This is a genomic window from Candidatus Kuenenbacteria bacterium HGW-Kuenenbacteria-1 (assembly GCA_002839745.1).
Classification (GTDB): domain Bacteria; phylum Patescibacteriota; class Patescibacteriia; order UBA2591; family PGYQ01; genus PGYQ01.
This window is the reverse complement of sequence record PGYQ01000001.1, coordinates 37,184-53,302: the sequence shown is the minus strand read 5'-3', so window position 1 is coordinate 53,302 and position 16,119 is coordinate 37,184. Positions and strand designations below refer to the sequence as shown.

Sequence of the window (16,119 nt, the reverse complement as noted above, 5' to 3'; positions counted from 1 at the left end):
CAACACACCGTAAAATAATATTTTTTAGATTTTAATATTTTTCCCTTCTACTACAAAATACGAAGGTGACTTCAAAAAAATACACCTTTCAATATAAAAATTTATATTATGTTAACATATTAAAAATAATACAGTTTAAAATTTTATTTTCTTGTTTATAAATTTAAAATTGCTAATTTTAGCCAATAGTCCATAGACTGGTCCATGGACTAAATAAATTTCTAATTGCCATCGAAGGAATGACAAAATAGAGAGTTTTGTAATTCAAAGTAAATTATTTAATTTGCACTAAAATAACCGTGTAATTTTTGCCATATATCTTAGCGCATTTGGGACAGGTGGTATAGAAAAAGAACATTTTTTTAATCTCTTTTTCTTTTGATTTAACAAAACCTTGCATCTCTTTAATCCAATTACCCATATTTTTATAAGACCCTTCAAAAACCTTGGTTAAAAATGTTCCGGATATTTTTACTATTTCTAATTCAGGCGCGTCCTTGCTAACTGAAATATAAACATCGCTACCCCATAAAGATTTTTCATCTGTCATTACAATCATTTCAGAATCAAAAACATTTGCTAATTTAATCTTTTCCATATTTTTCGTCATAATCTTGCCAAAATTTAATGGGATATGAAAAAAACTTTTTACACAATCTTTAACAAATAATTTATTTTCCCAAACAATTTCTTTGTCATTCCATGGTTCTGGATTAAATTTTGGGCAACAGCCTGTTTCTAAATTTTTATTATCTTCCATAATTTTCACCGCCTTTCATTTTTATATTTTGAAATATAAAGAGTCCATATGATAAGTAAATTTATTTAATTATTTAATTAAATCACAATATTAATTAATTTCCCAGGAACAAAGATAATTTTTTTAATTTTAGATTCTTCTGAAATCCATTTTTTTGTTTTTTCATTTTTCAAAGCCAATTCTTTTGCTTCAGCCTCAGAAATATTTTTTTCTACTTCTATACTACACCTTACTTTACTATTAATTTGAACTACCAATTCAAATTTTTCATTTATAATTAAATCAGCGTCATATTTAGGCCATTTTTGGTCAAAAATACTTTCTTTTTCAAAAAGCTCTGGATGTAGTTTGTGCCATAATTCCTCACAAATATGAGGTGCAATCGGCGCAAGCAATTTTAATAAAATTTCAACATATTCTTTTTGAACTTTAAACTTATTATTAAAAATTGAATTCGTGTATTCCATTAAACAGCTAATTACTGTGTTAAATTTAAAAGCCTCAATATCTTCAGTCACTTTTTTTATTGTTTGATGAGTCAGTCGTTCCAATACTTTTAAGTTTTTACATTGTTCTATTGTTTTATTTTCTAAACAACCACAAGGATTCGTGTTTACGGAATTTTCAACGATTTTCCAAACTTTTTGCAAAAATCGATTTGCTCCAATCACGCCTTGATCATTCCATTCAACATCTTGTTCAGCAGGTCCCATAAAAAGTTCATAAACTCGCATCGTATCAGCGCCATATTTTTCAAAAAATTCATCTGGGTTAACAACATTGCCTTTGGATTTACTCATTTTTTTTCCTTTATAATAAATCATTCCTTGATTAAAAAGATGAATAAATGGCTCGCTGAATTCTATTAATTTTAAATCACGCATCACCTTTGTAAAAAATCGCGCGTAAAGTAAATGTAAAATTGCATGCTCCACACCACCAATATACAAATCAACCGGCAACCAATGATTTACTTTTTTCTTATTAAAAATTTCTTTTGAATTTTTTGAATCAGCATATCGAGTAAAATACCAGGAAGAACATACCCATTGAGAAATTGTGTCTGTTTCTCTTTCGGCATATCCTCCACAATAAGGACATTTTGTTTCAATAAATTCTTTAACACTAGCCAATGGAGATCTTCCATCCGCTGTGGGGCTAAAATTTTGAATATTTTCTGGTAATTTAATTGGCAAATTTTCTTCCAAAACTGGAATTTCTCCACATTGATTACAATAAATAATTGGTATTGGTGCTCCCCAATATCGTTGTCGAGAAATAAGCCAATCCCTGATTTTATATTTTTTTGTTCCAAATCCCAAACCCTGATTTTCTAACCATTGAGTAATTTTTTCTCGCGCTACAACCGATGACAATTGATCAAATTCTCCCGAGCTTATTAAAATTCCATCATCAATAAAAGCGCAATTTTCAATAGAAGATTGTTTATCCTCTGATTTTATTACCTCAATAATTTCCAAGTCATATTTTTTAGCAAAAATAAAATCTCGTTCATCATGAGCTGGCACAGCCATAATCGCGCCAGTGCCATATTCAAACAAAACATAATCAGCAATCCAAATCGGAACCTTGGCGCCATTAACAGGATTCGTCGCATAGGAACCAGTAAAAACGCCAGTTTTTTCTTTTTCTTGTGAAGTTCTTTCAATTTCTGAAGCATCTCTCGTTTTTTCTACATATTTTTCTATATCATCTTTATATTCTTGAGTAGTTAAATAAGGAACCAAAGGATGTTCTGGCGCCAAAACAACATAAGTAATTCCAAAAATAGTATCAATGCGAGTTGTATAAACCTTTATTTTTACTGTTTCATTTAAATTAATTTTTAATCGTTGTTGAGTAAATTTATCAATATTTTCTGATTCCATTACACCCTTTTCTCCATGTAAAATCTCCATAAAAAATTCTGTTCCAAAACTACGGCCAATCCAATTTTTTTGCATTGTTTTAACTTTTTCCGGCCAATCCAAAACTTTTAAATCATCAACTAATTGATCAGCATATTTTGTAATTTTAAAAAACCATTGTTTTAAATTTTTTTTAATTGTCAATGTTCCACATCGTTCACATTTCCCATCCACCACTTCTTCATTAGCTAAGCTGGCTTCACAAGAAGGACAAAAATTGACTGGTGCTTCTTTTCTGTAAGCTAATCCATTTTTGTATAATTGTAAAAATAACCATTGCGTCCATTGATAATATTCTAAAGAAGAAGAATTAATTTCTCGTGTCCAATCATACATAAATCCCGAAGCTTCAAGTTGTTTTTTAATATTAGCTATATTTTTTTTAGTACTTTCAATAGGATGAACCCCATGTTTTAAAGCAAAATTTTCAGCTGGTAAACCAAAAGCGTCCCAGCCCATTGGATGCAGGACATTATACCCTTCCATTTTTTTCTTTCTGGCAATTGCGTCTGAATAAGAATATCCTCGCAAATGTCCCACATGTAATCCCTCGCCAGAAGGATAGGGAAACATATCAAGACAAAAAAATTTTTTCTTTTTTGAAGCGCTTTTTGTTTTATGAGATTGGTTTTTCTCCCAAATCTCCTGCCACTTTTTTTCAATTTTTTGATGAGAATACATAAGAAATTATAAATTTTAAATTATAAATTATAAATAAAATAGATACTTTGCAAGAAATTATAAATTTTTAATTAAGGTGTTACTTCGCACCAAATAATTTTATTATTATTTATGAGCAAAACGAATACAATAACTTTTAACTTTTAACTTTTAACTTTCAACTTTTTTAAGTCCGCCAGCTAGCGGATTAGGATTTATAATTTTGCATTTGGCGCTTTCTTAAATTACATTTCGTAATCCAAAGTGGATTATAGCAAAAATAAAAAAAATCGGCAATCTAAATTTGCCGATAAATAAACCTTATTAGAAAAAGTAAGCAAGGTAAGATTTTTTAACGAGATAAATAAAAATAAAAAAAATTTCTGGCTATTTTACATAACGTTTCGGCGTATCTGACGTTTCGCCACATCCATTATTATTTTAATTAGAGTGGCGAAATGTGGCTTTAGCTCTTGCAGATATGCCGTGTTAGACGATGTAATTTTTTTTATCTCTTTTTTAAAGCGCCAATTACTACCGGTATATATAGCAATGTCATGAAATAAGCAAATTTTGCCGCTCTCTGTTCAGTAGTTGGTTCATAACCATCATCAGCATATTGCTCACAACCACCATAAACAGGATCAGAGCGTTCTTCGCAAGTAGGATTTCCCAAGGTTATGCTTGCAAATAAAGCTATGCCAGCGCACCATAAAAAACCTTTCCATAAAACAGTTTTATATTTACCGCCCGTTGCGTTGTCGTTTGCTGTTTTCCATGCAAAGTAAACTATACCCGCTATAAACAAGTACCCAAGCGCTTTAAAAATTTCGTCAAAAATTGTTTCCATATTATTGAGATAAAAAAATTATTTCGTCTAACTCGTTTATATACGAACTGTTTTCGTATTATTAAATCAATTTTATCTGTTTAAAATTAATTTTAATTAAAACACGGATTTAAAAAATGTCAAATCAAAATTTTCTAATTATTCTTAAGAAATTATAACATTTAACTTTCAACTTTTAACTTAATTAATTTATCAAGGTATGACATTTCTAAATTGCTTTGACATTACTTTGACATAATTTGAAATATGAGAAAAAGTATGATAATATCTGATTATTAATTTTCATTTTTCATTATATGGATCAGCTTCTTAAAAAAATAAGTATTTCTTTTATCGCATTCACAACTCTTTTAATTTTAGTTATTATTTATTTTTCTTTTACAAAAGCAATGATTTTTATTTATCCTGATTCTCAAAAAAATGAAATAGATTTTACTATTTTGGCAAAAGAAATTATTGATTCTAAAAATTCAAATGAGTTTTTAGTTAATTTTTCTGAAACTTTTGAAGAAGAACAAGACACTTTCCCTTCTCAAGAAACTAACACAGAAATAGAAACACGAGCTATTGGAAAAGCAACAATTTTTAACCAAACTTCCATTGATCGCCGTTTAATTGCTACAACTCGCCTTCTTTCTCCAGATAATATTTTATATCGTATTAAAAACGATGCATATGTTCCTTCTAATGGAAAAATTGAAGTTGAAATTTATGCTGATCAACCAGGAAAAGAAAGTGAAATTTCTCAATCAGAAATTCATTTTATTATTCCCGGACTTCCTAAACAAATACAAGATCAAATTTATGCTCAAAGCAATAAACCAATAAAAAAAAGTATTAAAAAAAATAAAATTGTTACCAAAGAAAATATTAAAAATGCCACGGATGAATTAAAAAAAAGAATTTTACAAAAAATTCAAAAAGCAATTGATGAACCATTTGCGCTAGAAAATGAAAAAAATCATTTAATCCCCTGTCTTTTTGTTTCTGAAATTATAGAAACAAAAAAAGATGTTGAAATTGGAGAACAAAAAGATGAATTTAATTTAGGAATTAAATTAAAAATTACCGCAATTATTTTTGATAAAGAAAAATTACTAGCAAAAGCTAAAACTAAACTTTTAGAAAAAATTTATACTTATCAAAAATTAGTTAATCCTTTACAAAATTTTACTTATTCAGTTGAACAATATAATTCTAAAACCAAAGAAGCTTTGATTAAAGTTCATTTAGAAGGAATATCTACTTTAAATTCAGAATCAGAAATTTTAAATAAAAACAAATTAATTGGTTTAAAAAAAATAGAAATAGAGGAATATTTTAGTCAATTTCAAGGAATTAAAAAAACAGAAATAAAATTTTCTCCTTTTTGGGTAAAAAGAATTCCAAAAATTAAAAACCATATAGAAATAATAATTCAATAAATTTTATTTATGTTTTATAAAATTATCACATTTGGATGTCAGATGAATATTTCTGACTCCGAACGAATTACAACTGTTTTAGAAAAAATGAAATATCAGCCTACTTTAGATGAAAATAAAGCTAATTTAATATTGATTAACTGCTGTTCTGTTAAACAAAAAGCAATTGATCGAATTTTTGGACAAGAGAAAAATTTTGCTAAATTAAAAAAGAAAAACCCATCTTTAATTATTGCGCTTACTGGTTGTATTTTAAAAAAAGACAAAAAAAAATTTAAAAATAAAGTGGATTTAATTTTTGACATACGAGAATTATCACAACTAAAATCAATTCTTTTGTCATTTCAAACGAAGTCCGATAGTCCATCAAACAAAGTCAAAGAATCCCTTAATCCTTTTGGAAAAATAAATTCCGCTAATTATTTTCATATTAAACCAAGCTATTCCAATAAAACTATTGCTTATGTTCCGATTATGACGGGATGTAATAATTTTTGTTCATATTGCATTGTTCCATACACTCGCGGACGAGAAATTTCACGGTCTTCAGAAGAAATTTTAAAAGAGATAAAAAATTTAATTAAAAAAGAACGCAAAGAGATTATTTTGCTGGGACAAAATGTAAATAGCTACAAGTCAAATGTCAAATGTCAAATGTCAAATGTCAAAACTACATCTAAAAAATCAAAATTTATAAATTTTCCTTCTTTGTTAAAAATGATTAATGAAATTTCTGGTGATTTTAAAATTTCTTTTATGACTTCTCATCCAAAAGATATGTCTAATGAACTGATTAACACAATGGCAAAATGCGAAAAAATAAAAAAAGAACTCCATTTACCAGTCCAATCAGGCGATAATGAAATTCTTAAAAAAATGAATCGAAAATATACAGTTAAAAATTATTTAAATCTTGTTCAAAAAATTCGTAAAAAAATACCAAAAATTTTTATTTCCACTGATATTATTGTTGGTTTTCCTGGAGAAACAAAAAAACAATTTGAAAACACTGTTAAATTATGTAAAAAAATAAAATTTAACAAAGCCTTTATTTCTCAATATTCCCCTCGTGCAGAAACCGTCGCCTTTAAATTAAAAAATGATGTTTCTAAAGAAGAAAAAAAGAAAAGATGGAAAATTTTAAATGAGATAATAAACAAAAATTAACTTGACTTTTTTTAAAAAATTGTTATTATTAAAATAATTTTATTTTTAAAAAAATATTTTATATGACTGAAGAGGAACAACAAAGACAACGTTACAATCTTTTATGGGAACAAAATAATATTGTTGACACTAAAGATTTTAATAAAATAATTAAAGATTTTATTAAAAAAAATGAATTTACTCTTGAAAATCTTAAAACTCTTAGTGGGAGTGAGTTAAATGATTTAGCAAAAAATTTAGAGGAAATTCTTAAAAATATAGATTCTTTAAAACAAAAAGTAACAGATATAGATCCAGTAGAACAAAAAGTAACAGATATAAAAGAAGAAGATTTTTTTTCCTAATTATTAATTTAATACACGTAGAGATTGGGGAGAATTTCTCTCTACGTGTATTTTTTCTTCTTTTTTTAAATAAAAATCACCTCCTTTGCCTCACATATGGTGAGGTTTTTTTATTTAGCGCCTATCCTGCCCCCTTTTTGTCTAAGACCCACTAAGCCAACCGTGCCTATTCCCAGTAGAGCCATTGTACATGGCTCGGGAACAGCATTGCCACTAGGTGGTTGCCCAACAGGTCGCAATCGAGGGACCCAAATAGAATCTGAGTCCTCAACCCCTAGGTCTATTAACCCAGGAGTAAAGCCTATAGGAACAGGAACATATGCGTAAGAGGTGGCGGTCCCTCTTACGGCCTCATACGAGTTAGGCATCTCGTACGAAAATGTGAAAGAATTTCCGGGTGGGACCCATAAATTCCCAATCCCGAAAAGCGTTTTGCTCTGAACGCAAAACGCTGATATGGGAAATTGAAGGTTTGTTAGCCCTTCAAAACTCCCATAAAAATCCACACCCCAGCATCCTTCCGTGGAGCTGGGGTCGACAGTGACGGTACAATTAAACTCTATACCGCCACCGGAAACCGACTGGGTTCCACTTACCCAGTCAGTCGTAAATAACATACTGTCTGCTCTTGCCTGAGCAGATAGTATTATTACGACTATTGTCATTATTACCCTTTTCATTTCTTTGTCACCTCCTTTTGACTTTAGTTTGGTGCGTTTAAAATGAAAAAATACGCACAAGTCATTTATATTTTAATCTAAAATAATAAAAACTACAAACACAATTTAACATAATTGTCAACATAATTTAACACAATTTAGCATTTTATATTTACTAAAAAGTCTCCCTGACAAGGGAGATTTAGAGGGTTTCTTAATTTCTGAAAAGATGAGAGCAGAGGCTCTCATCTACCCCACTACTCTACAATTAGGATGTTCTACAAAAAATAAAAAATAGAATTTAGAATGGAATAAAATTTCTTAGTCCATAGAACAGTCTATGGACTAGTAGCTAAAATTAGCTAAAAAGAAGAAGCAAAAGAAAAGAAGCAAGGAAGAAAAGGAAAAAAATTTCGGAATTGTATTGCATAACAATTTGCATTTTGTAGGGGCGTATTGTAATACGCCCCTACAAAATTTCCCATTAAATTAAATTATTTGTTTTTTATTTCTGGGCGTACGCAAGGGTACGCCCCTACGGATACGTCAATAATAATTTTTATTATATCAGACACAATTTTACGTAGGGTCTCTAAAAAAAGGGCGGGCATAAAACCCGCCCCTACAAAATGGTAAAAAAATTCAATGGAAAATCCTGTAGGCCGATTCCATGTAATCGCCCACAGTCAGTCTTTTAATTAGATTTTTAAATTAAAATGTAATAAAATAACAATATAATTTTAAATACAAAAATATGTTAAGAAAAAAACCACAATTAATTGTTATTTTAGGCCCTACTGCTTCTGGTAAAAGCGAGTTAGCTTTAAAATTGGCCAAAAAATTTAATGGCGAGATTGTCTCAGCAGATTCGCGACAAATTTATAAAAAAATGAATATTGGAACCAATAAAATTAAAAATAAAAAACTTAGTCTAAATGAAGTCAAAGAATTAAAAGTAAAAAGTTTAAACAACAAAGTTCAAATAATCAACAACATTCCACATTATATGATTGACATTATTAATCCTAATAAAGAATTTAGTTTGGCTAAATATAAAAAAATGACAATTAAAATTATTAAAAATATCCAAAAACAAGGCAAAATACCATTTCTAGTTGGTGGCACTGGACTTTATATTTCTAGTATTATTAATAATTTTCAAATTCCTAAAGTTCCGCCAAATACGAAATTAAGAGAAAAAATAGAAAATGAAATTAAAAAATATGGTATAGAAAAAGTTTATCAAAAATTATTAAAATTAGATCCTGAAACTGAAAAATTTGTCCAAAAAAATAATGCTCGTCGAATTATTAGAGCTTTGGAAGTTTGCTTATCTAAAGGAAAACTTTTTTCTCAACAAAGACAAAAAAATAAACCCTTATTTAGAGTTTTACAATTAGGTATAAAAACTAATCGAAAAAAATTATTAGAAAAAATTAATCAAAGAGTTGATCAAATGATTAAAGATGGATTAATAAAAGAAGTTACTGAATTAGCAAAAAAATATAATTGGAATTTACAAAGTATGAGCGGAATTGGTTATAAACAAATGGGTATGTATTTACGAAATGAAATAAATTTAGATGAGACAATTGAATTAATTAAACGCGATACACGTCGCTATGCTCGTCGTCAAATGACATGGTTTAAAAAAGACGATCGAATTAATTGGATTTCCAATCAAAAACAATCTGAAAAATTAATTGCAAATTTTTTATAATATTATTATCTTCTTCAAAATTTCCATTATAATCTGCGGATTGGCTTTGCCTTTTGATTCTTTCATTGCTTGCCCAATTAAAAATTGTAAAACACTTTCTTTGCCATTTTTATATTCCTTAACAATTTCCAAATTATTTTCAATTACTTTCTTAACTAAATTTTCTAATTCTATCTCATCACTCACCTGTTCCAATCCTTGTTCTCGCATAATGTCTGATGGATCAGCACCTGTTTTAAACATTTTTTCTAAAACTTTTTGCGCATTAATTTGATTAATTTTATTTTTATAAATTAAACATAATAACTCGGCAAAATTTTCCGGAGAAATTTTTAATGATTGTTTTTTCCAAAATTCTAAATCGTTTTTAGAAAGACAAATAGGAATTTTAATTTTCGTATTGGATAAATATTTTGCCAAACGATTTATTAGCCAACTTGCCGCTAATTTATGCAATTTTTCTTTATTTTCCTGCCATACTTTTTCTCTTTGTTTTTCTTGAATTTTATCAAAAGAAAAAAACCATTCTCTTAATTCAGAAATCACTTGTTCGGTGTAATAAGATAAGGCGCAATTTTCTGTCAAAATTTTTACTTCATCTAAAGTAAATCCATATTCTTCCATAAATCTTATTCTTTTTTGTTGCGGTAATTCTTTTAATTGTAATCGTATTTGTTCTAAAATTATTTTTGATGAATCATTTGTATCATCTTTTTTTTCTTTAATGTATAACGGAGGTAAATCCGGTTCTGGAAAATAACGATAATCATGTGCTTCCTCTTTTGTCCGTTGTTCTACTGTAATTTCTTTGTTTTCATCCCAACCACGCGTTGTTTGTTCTTTGGGAGGATTCTTTTGCTCCCATAATTTTGTTTGTCTTCGTATTTCATATTCCAATGCTTTCTCAACTGCCTTAAAAGAATTTAAATTTTTTATTTCGGTTTTCGGATAAAGTTTATCTAAAAATTTTTTCGCGTCAAAATCATTTATACCATCCAATTCTTTCAAAGGCATCAATGAAATATTGGCATCACATCGCAAATGTCCTTTTTCCATATCAGCATCTGAAATTTCTTGATAACGCGCAATTAGTCTCAATTCTTGCAAAAAATTTTTTGCTTCTTGTGAAGTTCTAAAATCTGGCTCAGTAACAACTTCCATTAATGGCGTACTAGATCGATTAAAATCCACTAAACTATATTTTTTATTTTGAGAATGTTGTAATTTCGCCGCATCCTCTTCCAAATGAATCCGATTGATTCGAATTTTTTTATTCAAATCAGGGATAATTAAATATCCATTTTGCACAAATGGAAAATCGTATTGTGAAATCTGATAGCCTTTTGGCAAATCAGGATAAAAATAATTTTTACGATCAAATTTAGAAAATTCAGCAATTTTTCCATCCAAAGCCAAACCCATTAAAATAGTCCATTCTACAGCTTGTCTATTTATCACGGGCAAAGATCCAGGAAATCCCATACAAACAGGACAAATTGTTGTGTTTGGAGGTTGATTTTCTCCAGAATTATCACAACTGCAAAACATTTTAGATTTGGTTTTTAATTGTATATGGATTTCTAATCCAATAATTGGGAGGTACATAAAATAATTATGAATTTTAAATTTTAAATTGATATTAAACTAGCTTTTACAATTTTAGCAAGGATAGCTAATACGGTTGGGATGTTCTACAAAAAATAAAAATAATTTTGAAAATCCTTCTTCCGTAAAGTCTCCCTGATAAAGGGGATTAAGGGGGTTTCTTTTGTCTTTAAGAAATCCCCCAACCCCCTTTATCAAGGGGGCTAATTAAATCCCCAACTTCTTTATCGAAGGGGCTAATCAATTCTGTCCCCCTGATAAGGGGGATTAAGGGGGTTTCTTAATTTATAATTTATAATTTCTTAACTCCTCCCATTTCTCATCCACTTTCTCTTGGATTGTTTTAATAATTTTTTTATTTTCTGGTTTGAAAAGATGGGAGAATCTTTTTTGCATTTTTAAAAATTCTTCAACTGGCAACTTTTCTCTTGGTTGATAATTTAATTTATATTGTTTATTTTCTATTTCATACAAAGGCCACAAACAAGTTTCAACAGCCATTTTTGAAATTTGAATTGTTAAATCACAAGGAAATTTCCAATTTAATTGACAAGGCGAAAAAACATTTAACACTGCCGGACCATTAACTTGAAAAGCCTTTTCAGCTTTTTGATATAAATCAGACCAATAATGAACAGCGGATTGAGCAACATAAGGAATATTATGAGCCGCAACAATTTTAATTAAATCTTTTTTAAAAACTTCTTTCCCATGATGTGTTTTTCCTTCTGGCGTAGTAGTCGTGCTCGCGCCATATGGCGTTGAAGAAGATCGTTGATTTCCAGTATTCATATAGGCTTCATTGTCATAGCAAACATAAACAAAATTATGCCCTCGTTCCAAAGCGCCAGACAAAGATTGCAATCCAATGTCATAGGTTCCGCCATCTCCGCCAAAAACAACAAAATTTATTTTCTTTTTTAATTTCCCTTTTTTCTTTAAAAAAGAATAGGCACATTCAATTCCAGAAATTGTCGCAGAAGTATTTTCAAAAGCATTGTGCATCCATGGAACATTCCACGATGTTTGAGGATAAACGCTAGAAACTATTTCAAGACAACCAGTAGCGCTTACAACAACCACTGGATCTTTACTGGCAGACAAAATTGTTCTAACAATAATTGGAATAGCGCAACCAGCGCACGTCCGATGTCCACAAACAAAACGATTTTGTTCTTGAATTTTTTGAGTTAATATTTTTAAATCCATATAAATTAGTTTTCTATTTTTAGAAAATTATAATTATTTTAATTTCTGTGCTAATTACTAGTTACAGGTTTTTGATTTATAATTACTTAATATATTTAATTTCTTTCTTATTAATTTTTTTATTTAACAAATCCATAAAAACTTTTTCAATATCTTTTTCAAAAATATCTTGCCCGCCCAAACCAAAAATATAACTTTGACATTTAACATTTAACAATTGACAATTGACAATTTCGCTGTAAAGCGGAGGGAAAGCTCCTACAGAAACTGAACGATCTAAAATGGCAACTGCTTTAAGATGCGCTAAGGCTTGCGCTATCTCTTGATAAGGAAATGGCCTAAATAAAATTGGTTTTAATAATCCCACTTTAAACCCTATACTTCGCATTTTATCAACCACTGCCTTAACTGTACCAGCTGTAGAACTCATCACAACAATTCCATACTCAGCATCATCTAATTTATATTTTTCAAAATATTCATATTTTCGTTTAGTAATTCTTGAAAATTCTTTTCCAGTTTGTAAATAAACTTTTTTCACTTGTTCCATAGCTTTGATTTGCTGACATTTTATTTCAAAAAAACATGGCTGTGAAATAAATGAACCAACAGTAATAGGATTCTTTATATCTAATAATGAATACGCTGGCTGATATTTTTCTAAAAATTTTTGAACAATTTTATCTGGTAAAATTTTTACTGCTTCCACGCAATGTGAAGTAATAAATCCATCCTGCATGACCATAGCTGGCAATTTTACTTGCTCAGCCACTTTCATTGCTAATAAAATATTTTCATAAGCCTCTTGATTATTTTCTGAATAAATTTGTATCCAACCAAAATCTCGACAACCCATTGAATCAGAATGATCGCAATGAATATTTAATGGCGCTGACAAAGCTCGATTAACTACTGGCATCACAATTGGTAAACGTAAACCACTAGCTATTCCAAGAATTTCCCACATTAAAGCTAACCCCTGCGAAGAAGTGGCAGTCATTGCTCGTACTCCACTGGCTTGAGCTCCTACAACTGCACTCATTGCTGAATGCTCAGATTCAACAGTAATTATTTCTGAATCAACCAATCCATTAGCCACAAATTTACTAAATTTTTCTATAATAGGTGTTTGAGGAGTAATTGGATAAATAGAAACAACGCTGGGATTTATTTGTCTCATTGCTTCAGCCACAGCCTCAGCTCCAGTCAATGCTTTAATATTTAATTTTATTTTTTCATTTTTCATTTATATTTTTAAAAATATTTAATTTTCATTCTTTCAAAAATTTCTTTATTTTCTTTTTCTCCGCACATCCATAATTTTTCAATTTCATAACGATTTAATGTTTCTTGAAAATATTTAGCATCAAGCAACCCTAATAATGATTTCTCATATTCCTCTCTATTAAATGCAAGATTTATTTTTTTATTTTTATCTAACCATAATAAACCTGATATATTTACGCGAATTGCTTGTTTTAATTTTTCTTCTACTTCTATCACAATAGAAAGATGAGTTTTGTCTATTTTTCTATCTTCTATATCCCCCAATCCTATTTCAAAAGGCATTTCTATGTTTTTTAATCTAATATTTTCTACTAAATTTTTATTACTATTTTGATAAATAATTACATCAGCTTCTTTAATTATTGTTGTCTCCCCAACTTCTATTAATTCTTTAAATTCTTTAATCAAACCTAATTTTTCCAAAAAAAATTTTACTGCTATTTCTCTTGCTTCTTTAAACTCACTTTCTTTTTCATTATTTAAAATTGTTTCCATAAATTTATTTCATTTTAATAATTTTAATTGGACAGACTTGAGCGCAAATACCACAACCCTTACAATAGTCTAAATTTGTTTTTAATCGTTTATTATTTTTAACAGGAATACAATTTTCTGGACAAAATTGAACGCATTGCAAACAATGAATACATTTTTCCTTATTCCAAATCGGACAAAATGTTTTCCATTCTCCTGTTTTGCATTCTTTTGAAGAACCTGGTTTGTCAATTACTCCTCCAATTAAATTTTGTTTTGTTTTTTTTGTCATAATTTTAGATTTACGATTTAATTTATAATTCATAATTTATAATTTCTTAAGTATCCTTTCTTTACTGCTGTTATATTTGCTTTAGCACCTTGCTCCCCCACTTTAATTAAAAAATGTTTTTTAATTACCTTAATTAAATTTTCTAATTTTACTACTTGCGTTATTTTGACCAATGCGCCCAACATTGCAGTATTGGGTTTGTCTTTTCCAATAAATTCTAAAGCAATACTTGAAGCATCTAAAATTTTTATATTTTGAAAAAGATGACGAAATTGAACATCAGCATTTTTTGATGAATTAATTATTAAAATTCCATCTTTCTTTAATCCCTTAGCTACATCAACGGCTTTTATTAAAGTTTCATCTAAAACCAAAATAACACTTGGACAAATCACAGGTTCATGAGTTTTAATTTCTTGATCAGAAATTCGGACATAAGCAACAACAGGAGCGCCTGATCGTTCAGGTCCATATTCAGAAAAAGCTTGAATAAATTTTCCTTCTTTTAAGGCCGCTTCGGCAATAAATTGAGCAGATGATTTTGCTCCCTGTCCACCTCGACCATGAATACGTATTTCAAACATAAAATAACTTTTTAAAAAAAAGAAATTAGAAATTATAAAATTTAAAATGGTTTTAATATTCGACTAGCGCGCATTATTTCAATAGTTTTAATTAACCCATCAGTCAAAGAGATTACTGGAAACCACTCTAATAATTTTTTTGCTTTATCAATATTTGGTATACCTATTCGACTCATATAATCAGGGCGTTCTTTATAAATTATTTTAGAAGAACTACCACTTATTTTAATGATTAATTCAGCAATTTCTTCAATTGTCCAAATATTAGGATCACCTAAATTAATTGGCCCTTCTATTTTTGAATCCATTATTTTGATTAATCCAGTTATTATATCTTCTATATAACAAAAAGAAGTTACTTCTTCTTTTCTTTGAATAATCATCATTGGCTCATTTGAAATCGCTTGTTTGATTAAATCTGGAATAATTCTTCCATCATCTAATTTCATTCGAGGTCCATAAGTATTAAAAATACGAACAATTTTAGCCCATGGTATAATTTCTTGTAAATTTTCTTTTTGAGTTATTTGTTCAAAAATTTCTGGACTTATTTTAATTTTTTCCTCATTTGGCATAAAACAAAATTTACGTCGATAATTAGCAACCATTGCCTCAGAAAATCTTTTTCCTTCATTATAACAACTTTGCAATCCTACAGGATTAACGTGACCTTTTTCTTCTTCTTTAAAATGATGAGTAAAATCAGATGGCGATGAACCATAAATAGCCGCATCAGAACAATGCAATAATTTAGCTTTATATTTAATAGCTAAATCTAAAATGTTTTTTACTCCCAAAGAATTAACCAATAAAGTTTCAATTGAATGATTGTGATATTCTTTTGGCGATGCAGGACAAGCTAAATGATAAATTTCTTGTATCCCTCCTAATTTTATTTTAAATTTTTTTAAATTCAAAAAAAGTTCTAAATTTATAGGTTCTATAATATCATGTTTAATAAATTCAAAATTAGGAAATTGTAAAAGATGATCAATGTTTAATTCAAGACCGGTTAAAAAATTATCTAGACAAATAATATTAACATTTTCTAATCTTAATAATTCCTCACAAAGATGAGAACCAATAAATCCAGCTCCTCCTGTTACTAAAATATTTTTTTTAAAAATTTCTTTTGTTTGAGAAAACATAAAAATAG

The 16,119-nt window shown here is 28.8% G+C and carries 15 protein-coding genes; 4 read left to right on the top strand and 11 right to left on the bottom strand.

Going from position 1 to position 16,119, the window contains the following annotated elements; all coding sequences use genetic code 11:
• Positions 1–274 precede the first annotated feature (274 nt).
• The 3 genes from CVV26_00255 to CVV26_00245 all read right to left on the bottom strand — a co-directional run bounded on the left by CVV26_00255 (position 275) and on the right by CVV26_00245 (position 4,198).
• Positions 275–760 carry a hypothetical protein gene (locus CVV26_00255; protein ID PKL72687.1) on the bottom strand — a complete coding sequence of 162 codons (486 nt, stop codon included), beginning with the start codon at positions 758–760 and terminating at the stop codon, positions 275–277.
• A 77-nt stretch (positions 761–837) separates the two neighbouring features.
• Positions 838–3,369, bottom strand: coding sequence for a leucine--tRNA ligase (locus CVV26_00250; protein ID PKL72686.1), 2,532 nt, complete (start codon positions 3,367–3,369; stop codon positions 838–840).
• A 487-nt stretch (positions 3,370–3,856) separates the two neighbouring features.
• Positions 3,857–4,198 carry a hypothetical protein gene (locus CVV26_00245; GenBank protein ID PKL72685.1) on the bottom strand — a complete coding sequence of 114 codons (342 nt, stop codon included), beginning with the start codon at positions 4,196–4,198 and terminating at the stop codon, positions 3,857–3,859.
• Between the two features lie 296 nt (positions 4,199–4,494).
• On the opposite strand from CVV26_00245, the gene CVV26_00240 reads away from it, so the two are divergent.
• The 3 genes from CVV26_00240 to CVV26_00230 all read left to right on the top strand — a co-directional run bounded on the left by CVV26_00240 (position 4,495) and on the right by CVV26_00230 (position 7,133).
• Positions 4,495–5,622 carry a hypothetical protein gene (locus CVV26_00240; GenBank protein ID PKL72684.1) on the top strand — a complete coding sequence of 376 codons (1,128 nt, stop codon included), beginning with the start codon at positions 4,495–4,497 and terminating at the stop codon, positions 5,620–5,622.
• 9 nt (positions 5,623–5,631) lie between these two features.
• The gene (gene miaB, locus CVV26_00235; GenBank protein ID PKL72683.1) at positions 5,632–6,789 is read left to right on the top strand and encodes a tRNA (N6-isopentenyl adenosine(37)-C2)-methylthiotransferase MiaB; all 1,158 of its coding nucleotides are present in this window, start codon (positions 5,632–5,634) and stop codon (positions 6,787–6,789) included.
• Between the two features lie 62 nt (positions 6,790–6,851).
• The gene (locus CVV26_00230) at positions 6,852–7,133 is read left to right on the top strand and encodes a hypothetical protein (GenBank protein ID PKL72682.1); all 282 of its coding nucleotides are present in this window, start codon (positions 6,852–6,854) and stop codon (positions 7,131–7,133) included.
• 110 nt (positions 7,134–7,243) lie between these two features.
• Here the strand turns inward: CVV26_00230 and CVV26_00225 are convergent, their stop codons facing one another.
• On the bottom strand, positions 7,244–7,873 hold the full coding sequence (locus CVV26_00225; protein ID PKL72681.1) for a hypothetical protein: 630 nt from the start codon (positions 7,871–7,873) through the stop codon (positions 7,244–7,246).
• Between the two features lie 673 nt (positions 7,874–8,546).
• Here CVV26_00225 and CVV26_00220 point away from each other — a divergent pair.
• Positions 8,547–9,512: a tRNA (adenosine(37)-N6)-dimethylallyltransferase MiaA gene (locus CVV26_00220; protein ID PKL72680.1), complete on the top strand. Its 966-nt coding sequence runs from the start codon at positions 8,547–8,549 to the stop codon at positions 9,510–9,512.
• Here CVV26_00220 and CVV26_00215 read toward each other — a convergent pair.
• From CVV26_00215 to CVV26_00185, 7 genes are all read right to left on the bottom strand, one after another.
• Positions 9,507–11,117, bottom strand: a complete 1,611-nt coding sequence (locus CVV26_00215) for an Asp-tRNA(Asn)/Glu-tRNA(Gln) amidotransferase subunit GatB (GenBank protein PKL72679.1) — start codon at positions 11,115–11,117, stop codon at positions 9,507–9,509. The two genes, CVV26_00220 and CVV26_00215, sit on opposite strands and share 6 nt — an antisense overlap.
• Positions 11,118–11,402: 285 nt before the next feature.
• Entirely contained in the window at positions 11,403–12,326 is a 924-nt protein-coding gene (locus CVV26_00210) for a pyruvate ferredoxin oxidoreductase (protein PKL72678.1), read from the bottom strand.
• Positions 12,327–12,408: 82 nt separating this feature from the next.
• The gene (porA, locus tag CVV26_00205; GenBank protein ID PKL72677.1) at positions 12,409–13,572 is read right to left on the bottom strand and encodes a pyruvate ferredoxin oxidoreductase; all 1,164 of its coding nucleotides are present in this window, start codon (positions 13,570–13,572) and stop codon (positions 12,409–12,411) included.
• Between the two features lie 8 nt (positions 13,573–13,580).
• Positions 13,581–14,108: a hypothetical protein gene (locus CVV26_00200; protein ID PKL72676.1), complete on the bottom strand. Its 528-nt coding sequence runs from the start codon at positions 14,106–14,108 to the stop codon at positions 13,581–13,583.
• 4 nt (positions 14,109–14,112) lie between these two features.
• Complete coding sequence (locus CVV26_00195) at positions 14,113–14,379, bottom strand: pyruvate synthase (GenBank protein PKL72775.1); 267 nt, start codon at positions 14,377–14,379, stop codon at positions 14,113–14,115.
• Between the two features lie 29 nt (positions 14,380–14,408).
• Positions 14,409–14,963, bottom strand: a complete 555-nt coding sequence (locus CVV26_00190) for a pyruvate synthase (GenBank protein PKL72675.1) — start codon at positions 14,961–14,963, stop codon at positions 14,409–14,411.
• 41 nt (positions 14,964–15,004) lie between these two features.
• Positions 15,005–16,111: an NAD-dependent dehydratase gene (locus CVV26_00185; GenBank protein ID PKL72674.1), complete on the bottom strand. Its 1,107-nt coding sequence runs from the start codon at positions 16,109–16,111 to the stop codon at positions 15,005–15,007.
• Positions 16,112–16,119: the final 8 nt, after the last annotated feature.

What these genes read in the sequence shown, in the direction of transcription:
- CVV26_00255 (PKL72687.1), bottom strand. Translation starts at nt 760, where the DNA reads ATGGAAGATAATAAAAATTTAGAAACAGGCTGTTGCCCAAAATTTAAT.
- CVV26_00250 (PKL72686.1), bottom strand. Translation starts at nt 3,369, where the DNA reads ATGTATTCTCATCAAAAAATTGAAAAAAAGTGGCAGGAGATTTGGGAG.
- CVV26_00245 (PKL72685.1), bottom strand. Translation starts at nt 4,198, where the DNA reads ATGGAAACAATTTTTGACGAAATTTTTAAAGCGCTTGGGTACTTGTTT.
- CVV26_00240 (PKL72684.1), top strand. Translation starts at nt 4,495, where the DNA reads ATGGATCAGCTTCTTAAAAAAATAAGTATTTCTTTTATCGCATTCACA.
- miaB (PKL72683.1), top strand. Translation starts at nt 5,632, where the DNA reads ATGTTTTATAAAATTATCACATTTGGATGTCAGATGAATATTTCTGAC.
- CVV26_00230 (PKL72682.1), top strand. Translation starts at nt 6,852, where the DNA reads ATGACTGAAGAGGAACAACAAAGACAACGTTACAATCTTTTATGGGAA.
- CVV26_00220 (PKL72680.1), top strand. Translation starts at nt 8,547, where the DNA reads ATGTTAAGAAAAAAACCACAATTAATTGTTATTTTAGGCCCTACTGCT.
- CVV26_00215 (PKL72679.1), bottom strand. Translation starts at nt 11,117, where the DNA reads ATGTACCTCCCAATTATTGGATTAGAAATCCATATACAATTAAAAACC.
- CVV26_00210 (PKL72678.1), bottom strand. Translation starts at nt 12,326, where the DNA reads ATGGATTTAAAAATATTAACTCAAAAAATTCAAGAACAAAATCGTTTT.
- porA (PKL72677.1), bottom strand. Translation starts at nt 13,572, where the DNA reads ATGAAAAATGAAAAAATAAAATTAAATATTAAAGCATTGACTGGAGCT.
- CVV26_00200 (PKL72676.1), bottom strand. Translation starts at nt 14,108, where the DNA reads ATGGAAACAATTTTAAATAATGAAAAAGAAAGTGAGTTTAAAGAAGCA.
- CVV26_00195 (PKL72775.1), bottom strand. Translation starts at nt 14,379, where the DNA reads ATGACAAAAAAAACAAAACAAAATTTAATTGGAGGAGTAATTGACAAA.
- CVV26_00190 (PKL72675.1), bottom strand. Translation starts at nt 14,963, where the DNA reads ATGTTTGAAATACGTATTCATGGTCGAGGTGGACAGGGAGCAAAATCA.
- CVV26_00185 (PKL72674.1), bottom strand. Translation starts at nt 16,111, where the DNA reads ATGTTTTCTCAAACAAAAGAAATTTTTAAAAAAAATATTTTAGTAACA.